18 protein-coding genes and 1 tRNA gene are annotated in these 18,694 nt (G+C 71.8%); 14 read left to right on the top strand and 5 right to left on the bottom strand.

The genetic code is table 11. From position 1 onward, the window contains the following. Positions 1-13 precede the first annotated feature (13 nt). Positions 14-982, top strand: coding sequence for a DUF1206 domain-containing protein (locus ATL31_RS08290; protein ID WP_101395349.1), 969 nt, complete (start codon positions 14-16; stop codon positions 980-982). 16 nt (positions 983-998) lie between these two features. On the opposite strand, the gene ATL31_RS08285 is transcribed toward ATL31_RS08290, so the two are convergent. Then, on the bottom strand, positions 999-1,997 hold the full coding sequence (locus ATL31_RS08285) for a LacI family DNA-binding transcriptional regulator (RefSeq protein ID WP_245862131.1): 999 nt from the start codon (positions 1,995-1,997) through the stop codon (positions 999-1,001). 169 nt (positions 1,998-2,166) lie between these two features. Between ATL31_RS08285 and ATL31_RS08280 the strand changes: the two genes are divergently transcribed. The 7 genes from ATL31_RS08280 to ATL31_RS08250 all read left to right on the top strand — a co-directional run bounded on the left by ATL31_RS08280 (position 2,167) and on the right by ATL31_RS08250 (position 9,345). Beyond that, a complete protein-coding gene (locus ATL31_RS08280; protein ID WP_101395347.1) occupies positions 2,167-3,270 on the top strand; it encodes a substrate-binding domain-containing protein in 1,104 nt (367 codons plus the stop codon). Positions 3,271-3,272: 2 nt separating this feature from the next. After that, the gene (locus ATL31_RS08275) at positions 3,273-4,298 is read left to right on the top strand and encodes an ABC transporter permease (RefSeq protein WP_101395346.1); all 1,026 of its coding nucleotides are present in this window, start codon (positions 3,273-3,275) and stop codon (positions 4,296-4,298) included. A gap of 58 nt (positions 4,299-4,356) precedes the next feature. Then, a complete protein-coding gene (locus ATL31_RS08270) occupies positions 4,357-5,193 on the top strand; it encodes an ATP-binding cassette domain-containing protein (protein WP_101395345.1) in 837 nt (278 codons plus the stop codon). An 89-nt stretch (positions 5,194-5,282) separates the two neighbouring features. After that, on the top strand, positions 5,283-5,672 hold the full coding sequence (locus tag ATL31_RS08265; protein ID WP_101395344.1) for a universal stress protein: 390 nt from the start codon (positions 5,283-5,285) through the stop codon (positions 5,670-5,672). Between the two features lie 186 nt (positions 5,673-5,858). Next, positions 5,859-6,062 carry a cold-shock protein gene (locus ATL31_RS08260; RefSeq protein WP_101395343.1) on the top strand — a complete coding sequence of 68 codons (204 nt, stop codon included), beginning with the start codon at positions 5,859-5,861 and terminating at the stop codon, positions 6,060-6,062. Positions 6,063-6,357: 295 nt separating this feature from the next. Continuing rightward, entirely contained in the window at positions 6,358-7,734 is a 1,377-nt protein-coding gene (locus ATL31_RS08255; RefSeq protein WP_245862129.1) for an LCP family protein, read from the top strand. 141 nt (positions 7,735-7,875) lie between these two features. Next, positions 7,876-9,345 (top strand): mannitol dehydrogenase family protein, encoded by a 1,470-nt coding sequence (locus ATL31_RS08250; RefSeq protein WP_211283990.1) that lies wholly within the window; start codon positions 7,876-7,878, stop codon positions 9,343-9,345. A 10-nt stretch (positions 9,346-9,355) separates the two neighbouring features. Here ATL31_RS08250 and ATL31_RS08245 read toward each other — a convergent pair whose 3' ends face one another. Then, complete coding sequence (locus ATL31_RS08245) at positions 9,356-10,384, bottom strand: helix-turn-helix domain-containing protein (RefSeq protein WP_245862125.1); 1,029 nt, start codon at positions 10,382-10,384, stop codon at positions 9,356-9,358. A gap of 258 nt (positions 10,385-10,642) precedes the next feature. Here ATL31_RS08245 and ATL31_RS08240 point away from each other — a divergent pair, with 258 nt between their 5' ends. The 4 genes from ATL31_RS08240 (at position 10,643) to ATL31_RS08225 (ending at position 14,661) form a co-directional block, all read left to right on the top strand. After that, complete coding sequence (locus tag ATL31_RS08240; protein WP_101395341.1) at positions 10,643-12,004, top strand: ABC transporter substrate-binding protein; 1,362 nt, start codon at positions 10,643-10,645, stop codon at positions 12,002-12,004. A 119-nt stretch (positions 12,005-12,123) separates the two neighbouring features. After that, positions 12,124-13,056 (top strand): carbohydrate ABC transporter permease, encoded by a 933-nt coding sequence (locus ATL31_RS08235; protein WP_101395340.1) that lies wholly within the window; start codon positions 12,124-12,126, stop codon positions 13,054-13,056. Then, on the top strand, positions 13,053-13,868 hold the full coding sequence (locus ATL31_RS08230; RefSeq protein ID WP_101395339.1) for a carbohydrate ABC transporter permease: 816 nt from the start codon (positions 13,053-13,055) through the stop codon (positions 13,866-13,868). The genes ATL31_RS08235 and ATL31_RS08230 overlap by 4 nt, the downstream gene beginning before the upstream one ends. Positions 13,869-13,917: 49 nt before the next feature. After that, a complete protein-coding gene (locus tag ATL31_RS08225; protein WP_101395338.1) occupies positions 13,918-14,661 on the top strand; it encodes an SDR family oxidoreductase in 744 nt (247 codons plus the stop codon). A gap of 197 nt (positions 14,662-14,858) precedes the next feature. Here the strand turns inward: ATL31_RS08225 and ATL31_RS08220 are convergent. Continuing rightward, positions 14,859-14,948, bottom strand: a tRNA-Ser gene (locus ATL31_RS08220). 146 nt (positions 14,949-15,094) lie between these two features. On the opposite strand from ATL31_RS08220, the gene ATL31_RS16310 reads away from it, so the two are divergent. Then, positions 15,095-15,667 (top strand): hypothetical protein, encoded by a 573-nt coding sequence (locus ATL31_RS16310; RefSeq protein WP_143598358.1) that lies wholly within the window; start codon positions 15,095-15,097, stop codon positions 15,665-15,667. Here the strand turns inward: ATL31_RS16310 and ATL31_RS08210 are convergent. Both ATL31_RS08210 and ATL31_RS08205 read right to left on the bottom strand, forming a co-directional pair. Then, complete coding sequence (locus tag ATL31_RS08210; RefSeq protein WP_245862122.1) at positions 15,601-16,140, bottom strand: GtrA family protein; 540 nt, start codon at positions 16,138-16,140, stop codon at positions 15,601-15,603. The two genes, ATL31_RS16310 and ATL31_RS08210, sit on opposite strands and share 67 nt — an antisense overlap. Next, positions 16,137-18,104, bottom strand: coding sequence for an ArnT family glycosyltransferase (locus ATL31_RS08205; RefSeq protein ID WP_101395337.1), 1,968 nt, complete (start codon positions 18,102-18,104; stop codon positions 16,137-16,139). Before ATL31_RS08205 ends, ATL31_RS08210 begins: the two co-directional genes overlap by 4 nt. Positions 18,105-18,190: 86 nt before the next feature. On the opposite strand from ATL31_RS08205, the gene ATL31_RS08200 reads away from it, so the two are divergent. Further along, positions 18,191-18,685, top strand: a complete 495-nt coding sequence (locus ATL31_RS08200) for a GNAT family N-acetyltransferase (RefSeq protein ID WP_101395336.1) — start codon at positions 18,191-18,193, stop codon at positions 18,683-18,685. Positions 18,686-18,694: the final 9 nt, after the last annotated feature.

Here is an 18,694-nt window from a genome sequence, read left to right as displayed (position 1 = left end):
ATACCGTCCACGGGTGAGCGCCGAACCCCGGCCCGCGGTGGCGGCCCCCGACGACGGCCCGGTCGCGGCTGCCGTGCACGGGTTGGCCGAGGCCGGTGGCGAGATCGTGGGTGACGTGGTCGACGCCACCCGCGAGGCCGCCGAGGCCGTCAAGCGCCAGGGTGAGACGGTCGCCGAGGCCGCCCAGCAGGCGATGGAGGTGACCGCCCAGGCGGCCGAGGTCGCCGAGACGCACACGGCGGTGAGCACCGGCGCGCGGGTCGGCTTCTTCCTCGACGGCCTCCTGCACGCGCTGATGGGTTGGGCCGGCCTCCAGCTGGTGTGGCTGGGGCGCAGCTCGAGCACCGCCGACGAGTCGGGCGCGCTCATCGGCATCGCCCACTCCCTCGGTGGACGGGCCGTGCTCTGGGTCGCCTTCGCCGGCTTCGTGGTGGTGGCGGTCTGGAACCTCGCGCGCGGCATCACCGGGCGGCACTGCCGCACCCGCATGAAGCGCTTCGAGCACGCCGCCGACGGCATCGCCTACGCCACGGTGGCCTGGTCGGCGGCCGCCTTCGCCGTCGGCGCCGGCCAGACCTCGCGACAGTCCACGGTCGGGATGACCCGCACGATGCTGGCGCTGCCCGGCGGGGTCCTGCTCGTCGTCGGCACCGGCCTGGCGGTGGTCGGGGTGGGGGCCTTCAGCATCTGGTCGGGGGTCTCGCGTGACTTCCTCGTGGACCTCGCGACCCGGCCCGGGCGGGTGGTCGTGGCCGTGGGCATCCTCGGGTTCGTCGCCCGCGGCATCGTGTACGGGGTGGTGGGGGCGCTCTTCGTGGCGGCGGCCTGGACCCACGACGTCCACCAGGCGACCGGCATCGACGGAGCCCTGCACGTGATGCAGGGCGTGCCGGGTGGTGAGGCGATGCTCACCGTGCTGTCGGTGGGCCTCATCGCCTTCGGGATCTACCTGATGACGCGGGCGCGCCACCTGCTGGCGTGAGGCGCCGCAGCGGGGCTCAGGGGGGAGGCGGGATCTCGCCCGAGCCGCGCACGACCAGCGTCGGCTCGATCACCACGTGCCGCGGTGGGGACGTGTCGCCGTCGATGCGCTGGAAGATCATCTCGCCCACGGTGCGCCCGATCCGCGCGACGTCCTGGCGCACCACCGTCAGCGGCGGGTCGAGCAGGTCGGCGAGCGGGAAGTCGTCGAAGCTGACCAGGGCCACGGAGCGCCGCAGCCCGTGCTCGGCCAGCGAGCGGACCGCCCCCGAAGCGAGGATGTTGCGCCCGGCGAAGATCGCGGTGGGCGGTTCGTTGAGCGCCAGCAGCTGGTCGACCACGTGCGCCGCCTCGTCGGTGGAGGAGATGTCGGTGACGACGAGGCGGGGGTCGGGACGCAGCCCCCGCGCCTCGTGCGCCGCGCGGAAGCCGTCCAGGCGCTGCTGCGCCGTGACGATCTGGGTGAGATGGAACAGGCCCGCGATGCGCCGGTGACCCTGGGCCAGGAGGTGTTCGGTGCCCATGCGGCCCCCGGTGACGTTGTCGACGACCACCGAGTCGGCGTCGACCCCGCGGGGCGGGCGGTCGACGAAGACCGCCGGGGTTCCGGTGCGCAGCTCGGCGACGAGGTAGTCCTGACGGGCACTGGCCGGCATGATCACCAGGCCGTCGACGCGGCGGGTGACCAGGTCGTGCACCATCTCGCGCTCCCGGTCGACCCCCTCGTCCAGGCTGGCGGCCAGGACCCCGGTGCGGCGCGCGCGGGCGGTGTCCTCGAGGGCGCGCAGCAACCCGGCCGAGAAGGAGTTCGACAGGTCCTGGACGAGGGCGCCGATCAGGCCGGTGCGGGCGCTGGTGCGGCGGAGGTTGCTGGCGGCCAGGTTGGGCCGGTAGTCGAGGTGACGGACGGCCGACGTCACCCGCTCGCGCACGTCGGCCGAGACGCCCGCCTCCTCGTTGACGACCCGCGAGACGGTCTTCAGGCTGACCCCGGCCAGGGCGGCGACCTCCCGCATGGTCGCGCGGGACCGACCCGCCTCTGACAACGATGTCACATTCACATCTCGGTGTTTAGCCGACTCTTGACCACGGCGCAAGAGGCCACTAGACATGTTCCGCGACAACGTTGTCTCATCTCGGGCAGCGTCGTTGGCCCAGCCAAGCACTCAAAGGAGAGTCCCGGATATGCACATCCGTCAGATCATCGCCGCCCCGGCCACCCGCCGGATCGTGGCCTCGGCCGGCATCGTCGGCCTGGCCCTGACCGCGTCGGCCTGCAACCGGGCGAGCAGCTCGGACTCCGGCGGGGGCGGCGGCGGCGAGGCCGCGGTGGGCGTCACGCTCATCACGAAGGACTCGACCAACCCGTTCTTCGTCGCGATGCAGAAGGGCGCGAAGGCCGACGCCGGCAAGAACAACGTCAAGCTCACCATCGCCTCCGGCAAGCAGGAGGGTGACGACCAGGGCCAGATCACGGCCATCGAGGACGCCATCGCCCGCGGCGACAAGGGCATCCTCATCACGCCGATGAGCACCGGCGTCAACGCGGCGATCAAGAAGGCGCGCGACGCCGGCCTCTACGTCATCGCCCTCGACACCCCGCCCGACCCGGCCGACACCGTCGACATCACCTTCGCCACCGACAACCGCGCGGCCGGCAAGCTCGACGGGCAGTGGGCCGCCAAGACCATGGCCGGCAAGCCCGCCGTCATCGCGATGCTCGACCTCTTCGACGACAAGATCGTCTCGGTCGACTACAACCGCGACCAGGGCTTCCTCGAGGGGATGGGCATCGACGTCGCCGACCCCAAGAAGAACGGCGACGAGGCCAAGACCGGCACGTATTCCGGCGGCGACTACACCATCGTCTGCAACGAGGCCGGTAACGGCGCCGAGGACGGTGGCCGCAGCGCGATGGAGAAGTGCCTCGCGAAGAACCCCGGCATCAACCTGGTCTACACGATCAACGAGCCGACCGCCGTGGGCGCCAACGCCGCGCTCGAGGCGGCAGGCAAGAAGGCGACCATCGTCTCGGTCGACGGCGGCTGCGCCGGCGTCGCGTCGGTCAAGTCGGGCGTCATCGGCGCCACCGCCCAGCAGTACCCGCTGAAGATGGCGACCCTCGGTATGGAGGCCATCGCCAAGATCGCCCGCGGTGGTGAGAAGCCGAAGCCCACCGAGGGTCTCGACTTCTTCGACACCGGTGTCGCGCTCGTCACCGACAAGCCGGTCGACGGCGTCGAGAGCATCGACTCCACCAAGGGTGCCGACCTCTGCTGGGGCAACTGAGCATGAGCGCCTCCAGCGCACCGTCTGCCGCCGCCGAGTTCTCTCGGCGGCGGCAGACGCCCCTCCAGCAGGTCCAGCACCAGCTCCACGGACGCCCGTGGCTGAGCCCGCTGTTCCTGCTTCTGGTGGCGTTCCTCGCGTTCTTCATCTCGACACCGACGTTCCTGACCCCGAGCTCGATGGGGATCCTCCTGCAGCAGACGGCGGTCGTCGCCGCGCTCGGGGTGGGGCAGACGCTCATCATCCTCACGGCGGGCATCGACCTGTCGGTCGGGGCGGTCATGGTCCTGTCGATGATGGTCATGGCCTCGCTCGCGCAGGACGGGGGGATGCCGGGCGTGCTCGCACTGGTCATCGGCGTCATCTTCGCGACGGTCGCCGGTCTGCTGAACGGCCTCCTCGTGACGCGGATCAACCTCCCGCCGTTCATCGTGACGCTCGGCACGCTGAGCATCTTCACGGCCATCGCCCTCCTCTACTCCGGGGGCGCGAGCATCCAGGCCAGCCACCTGCCACGGCTCCTGAACGTGCTCGGCGAGGGCTTCGGCATCGGCGAGTTCCGGCTCACCTGGGGCATCGTCGTCGTCGTCATCATCTACGCGGTGATGGCCTTCGTGCTGTCCCAGACCGCGTGGGGCCGCTACGTCTACGCGGTCGGTGACGACGCCGAGTCGGCGCGCCTGTCTGGCGTGCCCAGCCGCCGGATCCTCCTCGGCGTGTACACGGTGGCCGGTCTCATCTACGGCATCGCCGCCTGGATCCTCATCGGGCGGGCCGGTGCGGCGACGCCCAACGCCATCCCGGACGCCAACCTCGCCTCCATCACGGCGGTCGTCATCGGCGGCACCAGCCTCTTCGGCGGCCGGGGCCGGCTGATCGGGACCCTCATCGGCGCGCTCATCGTCCAGACCTTCGCCTTCGGGCTTTCCCAGCTCGGGGTCGACCAGCAGTGGCGCGTCCTCGCGACCGGCGTCCTCGTCATCATCGCCGTCGCCATCGACCAGTGGATCCGGAAGGTCAAGGCATGAGCATCACCCCAGAAAGTTCTGCGCTCCTCCGTCGCTCCGATACTTCCCGGGGACCCCGATGAGCACCATCGAGCGGCTGCCGCTGACGCACGACGCCATCCCCGATGATCGTCGCCACATCTACGACGCCGACCCGGTGCTGACCGCCCGCGACATCGGCATCTCCTTCGGGCGGGTCATCGGCCTCGACGGCGTGAGCCTGGACCTCTACAAGGGCGAGGTGCTGGCCGTCATCGGTGACAACGGGGCGGGCAAGTCCACCCTGATCAAGTGCATCACCGGCGCCTACCTCCCGGACTCGGGCGAGATCCACCTGGAGGGCGAGCGGGTCCACTTCCGCCGGCCCCAGGACGCCCGGGACGCCGGGATCGAGACGGTCTACCAGCAGCTGGCCGTCATCCCGGCGCTCGACATCGCGAGCAACCTCTACCTCGGTCGTGAGGAGCGCCGCAGCGGCATCCTCGGGTCGGTGTTCCGGATGCTCGACAAGGGCGGCATGGAGAAGCGGGCCGGGCAGTCGGTCCAGGAGCTCGGCATCCAGACCATCCAGAACATGAGCCAGGCGGTCGAGACCCTGTCCGGTGGCCAGCGCCAGGCGGTGGCCGTCGCCCGGGCCGCGGCGTTCGGCTCCAAGGTGGTCGTCCTCGACGAGCCCACCGCGGCGCTCGGCGTCAAGGAGTCGGGCATGGTCCTGGAGATGGTCAAGCAGCTGCGCGACAACGGCCTGGCCGTCATCCTCATCAGCCACAACATGCCGCACGTGTGGGAGGTCGCCGACCGCATCCACATCCAGCGGCTCGGTGGCTGTGCCGGGGTCATCACCCCGTCGTCGCACGACATGGGCGAGGGCGTCGCCATCATGACCGGCGCCACGCGGGTCGAGCCCGCCTCCTGACCGACAGGGAGCGCCGCACCCGACGGACGACCGGGTGCGGCGCTCCGTACGGTCCGCGGTACGTCCCGGAGGCACGACGGAGTGCACGCATGACGATCGTCGTCGGGTACGTCCCGCGGCGCGAGGGTCTCGCCGCCCTCGACGCCGCACTGGCGGAGGCCGAGCGGGCCCGAGAGCGGCTCGTGGTGGTCAACGCCGTGATGGCGGGCGAGCGCCGCGACCTGGCCGACCCCCGCGACGTCGCCTCCCTGTGCCGTCGCCTCGCCGAGATCGGGGTCCCGTACGAGCTGGTGCAGCCCAGCCGGGGCCGGTCGGCGGCCGAGGAGCTGCTGGCCGCTGTGGCCGAGCACCGGGCGCGCCTGGTGGTCGTCGGGCTGCGCGCCTCGCAGCCCCTCGGCTCGCACCCGCGCTCGACCGTCCGGCAGGTGCTCACCGAGGTCGGCTGCGACGTCCTGGCGGTCCGCCCGGCGGTCTCCTGACCGGCCGTCGGCACCGCGCGGCGCCCCCGCGCGAGGCGCGTTCCTCTCTGCTAAGTTCCATCGCGGTTGCAGCGTTCAGCGGTACCTCGAAGGTCGAAACCCACGTCACGCGGGGCTGGAGTCGCATCCACGGGCGGCACGAGGTGTGTCGCCCGAGTGCTACAGAAGCAAAGGAAATCTCCCCACATGGCACAGGGCACCGTGAAGTGGTTCAACGCCGAGAAGGGCTTCGGATTCATCGCTCAGGACAGCGGTGGTCCGGACGTGTTCGTTCACTACTCGGCGATCGACACCCAGGGCTACCGCAGCCTGGACGAGGCGCAGCGCGTCGAGTTCGAGGTCACCCAGGGTCCGAAGGGTCCGCAGGCCGACCAGGTCCGCCCCATCTGACCCGGGTCCTCCCGAGTCCTCACCACGACCCCCGCCCGGCCACGCCGAGCGGGGGTCGTGGCCGTCCGGTGGTCGAACCCCGGCGGAACTTCAGGCTCCTCCCAGCCGCTGTCCCTACACTCGGTCGGTGGTGCTCGATCACAGGCCACGCCCGTGGCGACGGTCGGCGGGTCGAGAAGGAGTCCGGTAGATGGCGGAGGAGCCCCGCCCTGACCGCGCGGACGGGAACCTCCCCCGGGCCGCGCCGGCAGGCGTCAGCACACGGCGGCATCCCCGACGTCGCCGCATCGTGGCCGTGGGGGCGGTTCTGGCGGTGGTCGCGGCCTCGGCCGTCGGCGTCGTCTGGTGGCGCCTGAACGGCAACATCACGCGCGTCGACGTGAGCGGCGCGCTGGCCAGCGACCGCCCGACCAAGGTGGCAGAGGGCCCCCTCAACATCCTGCTGATCGGCTCCGACACCCGGGTCGGGGAGGGGACCTCCGACGCCGCCAGCGTCTCGGGGGCCCGCTCCGACACCACCCTGGTCGCGCACCTGTCGGCCGACCGCCGTCACGTCACGGTGGTCTCGATCCCGCGGGACTCGATGGTGCGGATGCCGCCCCACTGCGACGCCAAGGTCCCGAAGGCCCAGTGGACGGTGCAGCAGTTCAACGCCGCCTTCAGCATGGGTGGGCCGGCCTGCACCATCAACACCATCGAGGGCGACACCGGGGTGTTCATCGACCACTTCGCGGTCGTCGACTTCAACGGCTTCAAAGGGATGGTCGACGCGCTCGGCGGGGTGCCGGTGTGCACGCCCAAACCCATCAACGACCCCAAGGCCCATTTGCGGCTCCCGGCGGGGCGGCACGTCCTCGACGGCGAGCAGGCGCTGGGCTACGTCCGGGTCCGCTACACCGAGGGCGACGGCTCCGACCTCGGGCGGATCAAGCGCCAGCAGGCGTTCCTCTCGTCGGTCGTCCAGGAGGCCACCCGCACCTCGCTGCTGCTGCGCCCCGACAAGCTCTACGGGTTCCTGGATGCCGCCACCCGCTCGCTGACCACCGACGAGAGCCTGGGGCTCGGCGAGATGCGCGACATCGCGACGTCGGTGCAGGACACCGGGGTCGGGAACATCGCGTTCGTCACGGTGCCCACCGAGACCTACCCCCAGGACCCCAACCGCGTGCAGTGGACCGGCGCGGCCGCGACGCTGTGGACCGCCCTGCGCCAGGACCGGCCGGTCGCCAGGCCGAGCGCGTCCGCGTCGCCGAGTGCGACGCCCACCCAGGCCGCGCTCACGGTCAGCCCCGCCGACATCCGCGTGCTCGTCGTCAACGCCACCGGCGTGAGCGGCCTGGCCGCCGACATCGCGGCGGCGCTGCGGGTGCAGGGTTTCGCCGGCGTCACGACCGGCTCCGTGGCCGACCGCCCCGACGGTGTCGTCGTGGCGTACGGCACCGGGCAGGAGGAGGCCGCCCGCACCGTCGCGGCTGCCTTCCCCGGCTCGACCTCGAAGGAGGACGCCACGCTCGGGCAGACCGTGCGCGTCACCGTCGGGGCGGGGGCCAAGGCCGTGGTCGAGGTGCCGAACCGGCTCGGCAGCCAGCCCCTCCCCACCCCGACCGCACCCGTCCCGGCCCCGACCGGCAGCATCGTGGCCCGCACCGCGGACCAGGACATCTGCTCCTGACCCCCGGGGGCCCGCGTCGATGGCATCTGGTGTCCTGTCGATGGTTTCTTCCGTGCCCGGCCGTGAGGGTTGGCAGCCGGGCCCGTGGGTTGGTTACATGCGGGCGAGGCTGTCCGCGTTCCCGTGAAAGGAGCAGCACCAGTGACCGCTCGGATCAGCGCTGACCTGTCGGGAGTCGGGGTGCCCACCCCGTCCTACGACCGGGACGCGGCGCACGTGGGGATCGTCCACTTCGGCTTCGGCAACTTCCACCGCTCGCACCAGGCGATGTACCTCGACCGGCTCATGGAGTCGGGCCAGGGCCTCGACTGGGGGATCTGCGGGGTCGGGGTGCTGCCGCAGGACGCGGCGATGCGTGACGCCATGCGCGCCCAGGACTGCCTCTACACCCTCGTGGTGCGCCACCCCGACGGCTCGCTGGACCCGCGTGTGGTCGGCAGCGTCCTCGAGTACCTCTTCGCGCCGGAGGAGGCCGAGGCCGTGTACGACCGCCTCGTCGACCCGGCGGTGCGCGTCGTGTCGCTCACCGTCACCGAGGGCGGGTACCTCAAGGACGCCGGGACCGGACGGTTCGACGACGCCGACGAGGCCGTGGTCCACGACGTCGACCACCTCGACACCCCACGAACCGCCTTCGGGTTCATCGTCGAGGGCCTGCGGCGCCGGCGCGCGGCGGGCGTCGCCCCCTTCACCGTCCTGTCGTGCGACAACCTCCAGGGCAACGGCGGCGTGTGCCGGCAGACCGTCGTGGGGTTCGCCCGCCTGGTCGACGCCGAGCTGGCCGACTGGATCGAGGCCGAGGTCGCGTTCCCCAACTGCATGGTCGACCGGATCACCCCCGCGACCACCGACGCCGACCGCGAGGCCCTCGCGCGGGACTTCGGCGTCGAGGACCGCTGGCCGGTGCCGGCGGAGCCCTTCACCCAGTGGATCGTCGAGGACGAGTTCCCGCTCGGGCGACCACCGCTGGAGGCCGCCGACGTGCAGTTCGTCGACGACGTCACGCCCTACGAGCTGATGAAGCTGCGGCTGCTCAACGCCAGCCACCAGGCACTCGCCTACCTCGGCGCCCCGGTGGGCTACGTGCTGGTCGACGAGACCATGCGCGACGACCGCATCCGGCGCTACCTCGAGCGCTACATGGCCGACGAAGCGGCGCCGACCCTGGGCGAGCTGCCCGGCATCGACCTGCCCGGCTACATGGCCACCCTGCTCGAGCGCTTCTCGAACCCCGGCATCCGCGACACCCTCGTGCGCCTGGCCACGGACGGCGGGAACCGGATGGCGACCTTCACCGTCCCGACGGCGCGCGACAACCTGGCCGCCGGCCGCCCGGTGGCGCTGGGTGCCCTGATGGTCGCCGCGTGGGCCGAGTACTGGGCCCTGGTGGCCCGTGGGGGCCTGCCCGCCGCCGAGGTCCCGCCCGACGTGCACGCCGAGGCGATGAGCCGCGCAGCAGCAGACCCCGACCCGGCGGCCTTCCTGGGGCTCACCCGGATCCTGGGGGACCTCGGGCAGGACGAGCGCTTCCGGGCCGAGTTCCTGCGCCAGCGCGCGGTCCTGGCCGAGCACGGGGTGCACGGAGCGATCGACCGAGCACTCGGGGAGTGAGCCGCGGCGGTCACTCGGCGGTGGCGCGCCGGCCGAGGCTGAGGACCTCGGAGGGCGGCTTCTGCGAGGACTCCAGCCGCCGGTAGGCCGTGGGCGTCGTGCCGACCTCGGTGAGGAACTGACGGTTGAAGTTGGCCATGTTGTGGTAGCCGCTCAGGGCCGCCACCTGGGCCACGGGTTCGTCGGTGGTGTCGAGCAGCCGGCGCGCGTGGGCGATGCGCAGGCGCTTGACCATGCTGCTGAACGTCATCCCGGTCGCCGACTTGAAGTACTTCGAGAACGTCGGCTCGGACATGTAGGCGAGCCGCGCGGCCGTGGCCAGCCGGATGTCGCCGGTGAGGTTCTCGAAGATGTACGCCAGGCCGGCCTCGACGGCGTTGAGCGAGTTGGCGTCGGTGGGGCGGCCCAGCCACTCGCTGGCCACCACCTCGCGCTCCTCCTGGGGTGAGCGGGCGAAGGTCGCGAGCAGCGAGAACAGGTGCCCGATCTGCTCGGTGCCGCTGCTGCGCACGACCTGCAGGATGGTCTCGGCCGCCCGCCAGGCGGTGGCGCCGGAGAAGACCAGGCCCCGCGTCGACTGACGGAGGACCTCGTCGACCTCGGACAGCTCGGGGATGAGCTGCATGCACTGGCGCACCCAGTCGTCGGTGAACTGGATCACGGCGTCGCGGTCGACCGCCACCTGGCCGGGCGGGAGGTCGCTGACCCAGTCGTGCGGCAGGTTCGGGCCCATGATGCTGACGTGACCGGGCGCGAAGGTGCCGACGTGGTCGCCGGCGATGAAGCTGCCCGAGGTCTTGGTGATCAGGTGGATCTCGTACTCGGGGTGGGCGCCCCAGCCGCAGATCTCGCTGGGGAAGTCGTGGGTCAGGGTGCGCACCGCGTGGTCGGGGTGCGGCGGGATGATCTCGCGCCGGGGCGCGGCCGGGTAGGGGCTGCGGACCAACGGCTCCTCGTGCGACGCCCCTTCGACCGTGGTCGAGGGGAAACCGGCCAGACGCGCGCGGGGGGTGCCCGTGGACTGATACGAAATCTTCACCACTCCTCGTTGACAGGGCGGGTCCGGGGTGGGCGCGGCGACCTCTGGTGCGCCTTCGCTCACCCGAGAGCAGCATCGCACGGGTGAGCGACGAAAAATAGTATCGAAACAGCGCAGGGTGTGGACCTTGCCGGGCCTGCGCCCCGTTCCTACATTTCAGGTGTTCGCGGCGGCTTGCGCGCCAGAGAACGATCCCCCGGGCGATCCCAGGGGCCCGGCCGGCATCCGGCCGCGGAGCACCTACCAAAGGAGTTAGGAATGCTTGCGAGAAAGCGCACGCTGACCTTCGGGGCCGGCGCTCTGGCGTCCGCCCTGACGTTGGCCGCCTGCTCGTCGGGGGCTGTCTCGTCCGACAGCGGATCCGCCGGCGGCGGCACCCCCGTCACCCTCAACCTGGCCACCGTGAACAACGGCCAGATGAAGGACATGGAGAAGCTGAAGGGCGAGTACGAGAAGTCCCACCCCGGTGTCACCGTGAACTTCCAGGTGATGGAGGAGGGCGACCTGCGGGCCGCCGTCACCGCCGACGTCGCCAGCGGCGCCGGGCAGTACGACATCGTGACGATCGGCGCCTACGAGACCCCGCAGTGGGGCGCGAACGGCTGGCTCGTCGACCTCACCGAGCCGCTGAAGTCCGACGCGTCCTACGACGTGAACGACATCCTCCCGCCGGTGCGGGTGGCCATCTCGAACGACGGCAAGCAGTACGCGGTGCCGTTCTACGGCGAGTCCTCGATCCTCATGTACAACAAGGAGATCCTCGACAAGGCCGGCGTCACCCTCTCGGCCGACCCCACCTGGCAGGAGGTGGCCGACGCGGCGAAGAAGGTCAAGACCGCCGACACCGCCGGCATCTGCATGCGCGGCAAGCCCGGTTGGGGCGACCTGTTCGCGCCGCTCACGACCGTCGTGCAGACCTTCGGGGGCAACTGGTACGACCAGCAGTGGAACGCCACGGTGAACACCCCGGAGTGGAAGCAGGCCGTCACCTTCTACAAGACGATGCTCGACCAGTCCGGCGAGAAGGACCCGGTGTCGTACAGCTTCAACGAGTGCCTCACCGCGCTGAAGGAGAACAAGGCCGCGATGTGGGCCGACGCGTCCGTCGCCGCCTCGCTGCTCGAGGCCGACGACTCGCCGGTCAAGGGCAAGATGGGCTACGCCCACATGCCGGTCGTCAAGACCAAGGAGTCGGGCTGGCTGTGGAGCTGGAACCTCGCGGTGCCGGCGACCACGAAGAAGAAGGACGCCGCGATCGACTTCGTGAAGTGGGCGACCAGCAAGGACTACATCAAGCTGGTCGGGCAGAAGATCGGCTGGAGCAACGTCCCGCCGGGCTCGCGGACCTCGACGTACGAGATCCCGGAGTACAAGAAGGCCGCGGCCGCCTACGCCCCCATCACCCTCGACGTCATGAGCTCGGTCAAGCCCGAGCAGCCCGGGGTCAGCCCGCAGCCGTGGGTGGGCATCCAGTACGTCTCCATCCCCGAGTTCCAGGACGTCGGCAACCAGTGCGCCCAGCTCATCGCGGACTACATCGCCAACCGCTCCACGGTGGACGATGCTCTCTCGAAGTGCCAGGCCATCGCCCAGAAGGCCGGGGACGCGCACAAGAAGTGACGCCGCACCCCGGGTGAGCACCCAACACCCGGGGCGCAGCAGCCGCGGTGTCGGGGCCGGCACGGTTCCCGCCGGCTCCGACACCGCATCCGCACCAGGACGCACAAGGGAGTGCCCAGATGTCCGTAACCGATGTCGACACGGTGGAGGCCAAGACCGCCACCGACGTCCGGAGGGTGAAGAAGGGCGAGTTCCGCTCGGCGCGAGGGCTGCTGGCCCCTGCCGTCATCTTCCTCATCCTGCTCACCCAGATCCCGTTCCTCGTGACCATCGGCTTCTCGATGATCAAGTGGAACCTGCTCTACCCGAAGGACCGCGGCTTCACCGGGGTCGACAACTACGTCACCGCCCTCAGTTCGGGCGCACTGTGGCCGTCCATCGTCGCGACCGTGCTCATCACGGCGTTCTCGGTGATCATGTCGCTGCTCTTCGGGCTGCTGTTCGCCCTGCTGCTGGACCGGCAGTTCCCGGGCCGGGCGGTGGCCCGCACGCTGATGATCACGCCCTTCCTCGTGATGCCGGCCGCGGCCGCGCTCATCTGGAAGTACTCGATGTTCGACACCAACATCGGCATCCTCAACTGGGTCTCGCGCAGCCTGCACCTGCCGGTGGTGTCGTGGTCGACCGAGCACCCGCTGCTGGCGGTCGTGATCGTGCTGACCTGGCAGTTCACCCCGTTCATGATGCTGATCCTGCTGGCCGGGCTCCAGGGCCAGGACAAGGGCATCCTCGAGGCCGCGCAGGTCGACGGGGCCGGGACCTGGCGCACCTTCACCTGGATCACGCTGCCGCACCTGCGGATGTACGTCGAGATCGGTGTGCTGCTCGGGGCCGTCATCATCATCCAGGTCTTCGACCCGGTGGCCATCCTCACCAAGGGCACCGGCGGCACCAAGACCCTCGCGTACCTGCTCTACGAGCGGGCCTTCATCGGGCTCGACGTCGGGGAGGCCGCGGCGTACGGCGTCGTGACCGTCGTCCTCACGATCATCGTGGCGACGGTGGCCCTGCGCACCCTCTTCAAGGTCTTCATGGCAGGAGGTTCGCGATGACCAGCAGGACCAAGGGCAACCTCGTCACGGTGCTCACCTGGGTGCTCGTGCTCGTCTTCTTCTTCCCGGTGTTCTGGATGTTCCTCAACGGCTTCAAGCCGGAGTCCGACGCGTCGTCGGTCACCCCGAAGCTGTTCTTCTCGCCCACCCTCGACGGGTTCCGGGCCGCCTTCGACCGGGGGATGCAGGGCTACCTCATCAACTCGCTGACCGCCTCCATCACGGCCACTGTGATCGCCGTGCTGCTCGCCATCCCCGCCGCCTACGCGCTCTCGATCCGCCGGGTGAAGAACGTCGAGGGGGCGCTGTCGTTCTTCATCTCCACGCGGTTCATGCCGCTGGCCGCCGTGGTGCTGCCGTTGTTCATGATCCTCAAGACGCTCGGGCTGCTCGACAACATCAACGTGCTGGCGGTCATCTACGCGGGCGTCAACCTGCCGGTGACGGTCTGGATGATGCGCTCGTTCTTCCTCGAGGTGCCGTTCGAGATCGTCGAGGCCTGCCGGGTCGACGGAGCGGGGCTGTTCCGCGAGATCGTGCGGATCGTACTGCCGCTGGTGCTGCCCGGGGTCGCCGCCGCCGCGCTGATCTGCTTCATCTTCAGCTGGAACGAGTACTTCCTGGCGACCCTGCTGACCTCGTCGGCGGCCCGCACCACCCCGCCGTTCCTCGGCTCCTTCGTCGACGGGCGCGGGCAGTTCCTCGCCGTGCTGTCGGCCGCGTCGACCATCGCCGCGCTGCCGGTGATCGTCGCCGGGTGGGTCGCGCAGAAGCAGCTCGTGCGCGGCCTGTCGATGGGAGCGATCAAGTGACCGGCGCCCTGGCGGGTACGGCCCGCTCGCCCTTCGGTGGGGTGGCCTGATGCCGGCGCCCACGCGTGACCTGACGGGCACGGTGGTCGTGGTCACCGGCGCCGGCGGCGGCATCGGCGGTGCCACCGTGCGGCTGGCGGTCGAGGCCGGGGCGCGCGTCGTCGCCGGCGACGTGCGGGCCGACGCCCTGACCCCGCTGGTCGACGAGCTCGGGCCCGAGCGGGTCGTCCCGGTCATCGGTGACGTGCGCGACGAGGCGACGGCGCAGACCCTCGTGGCGGCCGGGGTCGATGCGTTCGGTCGCGTCGACTCCGTGGTGGCCAACGCGGCCGTGGGGTTCTACGGCGGCGTCCTCGACATGAGCGCCGACCAGATCTCCCTCATGGTCGACGTCAACGTCAAGGGCACGGTGTGGCTGGCGCGCGCGGCGGTGCGCTGCTTCCGGGCCCAGGGCGACGGTGGCGACGTCGTCATCCTCGGCTCGGTGGCCGGCCTTCTGATCGGGGGCGGCCAGGAGGCGGTCTACGCGGCCACCAAGGGCGCCCAGATCAACCTCGGCTACGCCCTCGACCGCGAGCTGCGCGGCGAGGGCATCCGCACCACCGTCATCGCGCCGGCGGGCGTGAACACCGCCTTCGCGGCCGCCGACGGGCGCTTCGGTGACGGCGACCCGGCCTCCGGGCCGTTCATGGAGCCCGGTGACATCGCCGGCGCCGTGCTGCACACGTTGCAGCAGCCGCGCCGGATGCGCACCGAGCTCTGGACGATGTGGAGCCTGGCCGAGAAGCACTGACCACGTGGCCGGCCGTGCATGGCCGGCGCGGAGGAAGGGCCGGGAGCCCTCGGGGACACTGGGCCCCCCGAGGGCTCCCTCCGTCGTTCGGTGGCTACGCCGCCCGGCTGGGGTCGGCGGAGGGACGCCGCCCGGCATCCCTCTGCGTCCGCCCATGGAAAACCCCCCGGTCGCAAGCTCCCGGGGGGTTCCATGGGCGGAGGCGGAGGGATTTGAACCCTCGATGGGCTTGAGACCCAAACCGCATTAGCAGTGCGGCGCCATAGACCGGACTAGGCGACGCCTCCAACGCCTGCACAGGGTATCCGTCGGTCGGGTCGCCGGGCAAAACAGGTCACCGCGGGTCTCATCGGACCCCGGGTCGCCCGCCGGCCGTCCGGCGCGCCCCCGCGAACGCAGGACGCGGAGCCGGCCCGGGTGGCACACTCCCGCCGTGACGACCGCACCGCACGGGGGACCCCCGGCCGACACCCCACCGCCCGCCGACGCCTCCACGCCGTCGCCCGCACCCTTCCCGCAGCCGCCCTCCACGGCGTTCCCGGCGGCCCCGGCCGCACCCGTCGCGCCCGCCACGGCCTGGCCGATGGTGCCGCCGTCGGGAGTCGACCCCGCCGTGGTCGCGGCCCGTGAGAAGGCCGGGACGACGATGGGCTGGGGCATCGCGGGCGCGGTGGCCGGCGGGCTGGCGCTGCTGCTCTCGCTCGTGACCTTCGGGATGACGGTGCTGGGCGGCGGCGGGATGTCGGACGGCGGGTCCTACGAGACCATCCGCGGCACCATCCCCGGGATCAGCGACGGTGGCGGCCTGGGTGGTGACCGGCTGGCCCGGCTGCTCCAGGACCTCGAGGACGACTACGGCTACGCCGCCGACATCAGCTGCCCCGACACCGCGCTCATCGAGCCCTCGACGGTGGTGGTGTGCCACGGCACCCTCGACGGCTACGAGTGGACCGGGGCCGTGCTGTTCGAGGACGCCGACGGGTCGTTCGCGCTCGTCGAGCTCTGACCCCGGCCGTTTCGGCCCGACCCGGCGCGGCGCGGCGCGAACACCCACCACCGCATCGCCGCGTACTTCAGGGCGGTGGCGGCGACGGTGGTGCACGCCACGACGACGGTCTCGGCCCAGGTCGGCGCGCCCGGGGCCTCGGCGCCCAACAGCCACAGGCCGCTCGAGGTCATCCCCAGCGTCAGGGCGAAGACCAACAGGCCCTGGAGCTGATGGCGCGCCGCGCCGGCGCGCCCGCGGATGCCGAACGTCCAACGCCGGTTGGCCCCCGTGTTGGCGACCGCCGCGACCAGCAGTGCCACCGAGTTCGCGGCCTGCGGCTCGGTGACCTGTCGGAGGAGGACGAAGCCGCCCAGGTGCACCACGGTGCTGGCGACCCCGATGACCGCGAACGTCACGACCTCCGCGCCCACCCCGCGCCACCGGCGGGCGAGGGCTTGGCCGGTGGCGACGGTGCTGCGCGGCCAGGTCACGAGGTGGCCTCGGTCGGCTGGGTGAGGTCGTAGAACGTCTGCCCGCCGAGGGTCACGGCCGTGTAGTGCTGGCCGACCCAGGTGTCGATCTCGCTCGCCGCGTTCGACCCGCCCTGCTGGCCGCGGAAGCCGCCCCCCGCCACGAAGTAGTGGATGCGGCCCTGGGCCACGTACTCCTGGAACTGCGCCAGCGTCGGGGAGGGGTCGGAGCCGTTGAAGCCGCCGATCGCCATCACCGGCAGCCGGGTCGCGAGCTGGAGGCCGGCCGCGTTCTGCGACCCGACGGCCGCCGCCACCCAGGTGTAGTGCGCGGCTCCGGCCTTCAGGGCCGCGACGACGGCGGCGTCGGGGGTCGTGGCGTCGAGCAGGCCGCGCATCCCGCCCGCTCCCGTGGTGGTGCCGCCGGGAGGGCCGCCGAAACCGCCGCCGGGAGGGCCGCCGCCAGGGCGCGCACCGCCGCCGGGGCCGCCGGTGGATGGACCGGCGGTGACGATCGAGCCGCTGTTGGCGGTCGAGAGGGTGGTGGCGTCGTACGCGGCCGGCCCCGCCAGCCCGGCGACGACCGCAGCCGCGGCGACGGGCAGCACGGCCCGGCGGTGCAGCCGCCCCACGACCAGGAGCAACAGGGTGGCGGCGAGCCCGACAGCCAGCACCCCGACGCGCAGCCCGCTGCCGTAGGCCGTGGTCCGCGAGAGCAGCACGAAGGACCAGCCCGCCGTGACCCCGGTGGCGGACGCCAGGACCAGCGCACCCAGCAGGCTGCGGCGACGCTGCCAGGCCTCGCCCGCGCCCATCCCCACGAGGGCGGCGACCGGCGGCGCCAAGGCGACGGTGTAGTACTCGTGGAAGATCCCCTGCATGTACGAGAAGACGAGGGCGGTCGTGAGCATCCACAGGCCCGTGGCCAGGTAGGTGGCGCGGCGCAGGTCGGTGCGCGGGGTCCGGCCGCGCAGGGCGACACCACCCACGAGCATCACCAGGGCGGCCGGCAGGAGCCACGAGATCTGGCCGGCGGCCGAGGAGTCGAACATCCGGAACAGGCCGACGCCGCTCGAGAACGGCCCGCCACCACCGCCGACCTTGCCCACCTCGGAGCCGTCGAGCCGCCCCAGGCCGTTGTAGCCGAAGGTCAGCTCGAGGAAGGAGTTGGTCTGGCTGCCATCGATGTAGGGGCGCAGGGATGCGGGCATCAGCTCGACGACCGCCACCCACCACCCCGCCGACACCACGAAGGCCGCGGCCGACGCCAACCCGCCGAGGAGGCGGCGACGCACCGGGGCGTCGGCGCACACCGGCCACACCACGGCGACGGCCGGGACGACCAGCAGCACCTGCAGGCTCTTGGTCAGGAACCCGAGCCCGGTGAACACGCCGGCCAGCGCGATCCAGCGGACCGAACCGGCCTCGACCGCGCGCAGGCTCGCCCAGATCGCCAGCGCCATCAGAAGCGTGAGCAGCGCGTCGGGGTTGTTGAACCGGAACATCAGGACCGCGACCGGCGTGAGCGCCAGGGACAGCCCGGCGAGCAGAGCGGCGCCGGCCCCGAAGCGACGCCGCACGGTCGCGTGCACCACGCCCACGGTGCCGACCCCTATCAGCACCTGCGGCAGGAGCATCGCGAACGAGCTGAGCCCGAGCAGCCGCACCGACAGCGCCATCAGCCAGAGCGAGGCCGGGGGCTTGTCGACGGTGATGGCGTTGCCCGCGTCGAAGCTGCCGAAGAAGAACGCCTTCCACGACACGCTGCCGGCCTGCACCGCGGCCGCGTAGAAGCTGTTGGCCCAGCCGCCCGCGGTGAGGTTGTAGATGTAGACGGCACCGGTGAGCACGAGCAGCGCGATGAGGCCCGCGCGGGCCCACACGGGGTCGGTCACCGGGCCGCGCAGGGCACGGCGGACGCGGTCGGCCGAGCGGGGGGTCGAGCCGTGGTCGCGGGACGGGCTCGGGAGGGTCGCGGTGTCCATGGCCCCCACTGTGGGGCCGGCCTCTGTGGCCCACCTGTGCCCGCCCTTTCGGGTCGACGTGACGCGCGGGGCGGCAGGATGGGGGGATGCCGGTCACCGTCCGCGAGGCCCGCCCCGACGAGCTCGACGCCGTGGGGTCTCTGACCCTGGCGGCGTACGCGGCCGACGGCGAGATCACCCCCGGGCACCCCTACGCCGCAACCCTCCTCGACGCCGCGGCGCGGGCCCGCGCGGCGACGCTGCTGGTGGCGGTCGACGACGACGGCACGCTGCTCGGCACCGTGACCTACGTGCGGCCGGGCACGCCCTTCGCCGAGGTCGGCGGGCCGGGGGAGGCCGAGGTGCGGATGCTGGCGGTGTCGCCGGCGGCCCGCGGGGCAGGGGTCGGCCGCCGGCTCAGCGACGCGTGCGTCGAGCGGGCCCGGGCGGAGGGGCTGGCCGCAGTCGCGCTGTCGAGCGGGGAGGGGATGGCCGCCGCGCACCGCCTCTACGGTCGGATGGGGTTCGGCCGCACCCCCGAGCGCGACTGGTCGCCGCGTGACGGCATCCGGCTCCTGGCCTTTCGCCTCTCCCTGGCCTGAGCCCGACTG

Origin of the sequence: Phycicoccus duodecadis (assembly GCF_002846495.1) — a bacterium.
In the GTDB taxonomy this organism is placed as follows: domain Bacteria; phylum Actinomycetota; class Actinomycetes; order Actinomycetales; family Dermatophilaceae; genus Phycicoccus; species Phycicoccus duodecadis.
The sequence above is the reverse complement of the archived record's forward strand: the minus strand, read 5'-3'. Positions and strand labels throughout refer to the sequence as shown.

What these genes read in the sequence shown, in the direction of transcription:
- ATL31_RS08285 (WP_245862131.1), bottom strand. Translation starts at nt 1,997, where the DNA reads ATGCGGGAGGTCGCCGCCCTGGCCGGGGTCAGCCTGAAGACCGTCTCG.
- ATL31_RS08280 (WP_101395347.1), top strand. Translation starts at nt 2,167, where the DNA reads ATGCACATCCGTCAGATCATCGCCGCCCCGGCCACCCGCCGGATCGTG.
- ATL31_RS08275 (WP_101395346.1), top strand. Translation starts at nt 3,273, where the DNA reads ATGAGCGCCTCCAGCGCACCGTCTGCCGCCGCCGAGTTCTCTCGGCGG.
- ATL31_RS08270 (WP_101395345.1), top strand. Translation starts at nt 4,357, where the DNA reads ATGAGCACCATCGAGCGGCTGCCGCTGACGCACGACGCCATCCCCGAT.
- ATL31_RS08265 (WP_101395344.1), top strand. Translation starts at nt 5,283, where the DNA reads ATGACGATCGTCGTCGGGTACGTCCCGCGGCGCGAGGGTCTCGCCGCC.
- ATL31_RS08260 (WP_101395343.1), top strand. Translation starts at nt 5,859, where the DNA reads ATGGCACAGGGCACCGTGAAGTGGTTCAACGCCGAGAAGGGCTTCGGA.
- ATL31_RS08240 (WP_101395341.1), top strand. Translation starts at nt 10,643, where the DNA reads ATGCTTGCGAGAAAGCGCACGCTGACCTTCGGGGCCGGCGCTCTGGCG.
- ATL31_RS08235 (WP_101395340.1), top strand. Translation starts at nt 12,124, where the DNA reads ATGTCCGTAACCGATGTCGACACGGTGGAGGCCAAGACCGCCACCGAC.
- ATL31_RS08230 (WP_101395339.1), top strand. Translation starts at nt 13,053, where the DNA reads ATGACCAGCAGGACCAAGGGCAACCTCGTCACGGTGCTCACCTGGGTG.
- ATL31_RS08225 (WP_101395338.1), top strand. Translation starts at nt 13,918, where the DNA reads ATGCCGGCGCCCACGCGTGACCTGACGGGCACGGTGGTCGTGGTCACC.
- ATL31_RS08205 (WP_101395337.1), bottom strand. Translation starts at nt 18,104, where the DNA reads ATGGACACCGCGACCCTCCCGAGCCCGTCCCGCGACCACGGCTCGACC.
- ATL31_RS08200 (WP_101395336.1), top strand. Translation starts at nt 18,191, where the DNA reads ATGCCGGTCACCGTCCGCGAGGCCCGCCCCGACGAGCTCGACGCCGTG.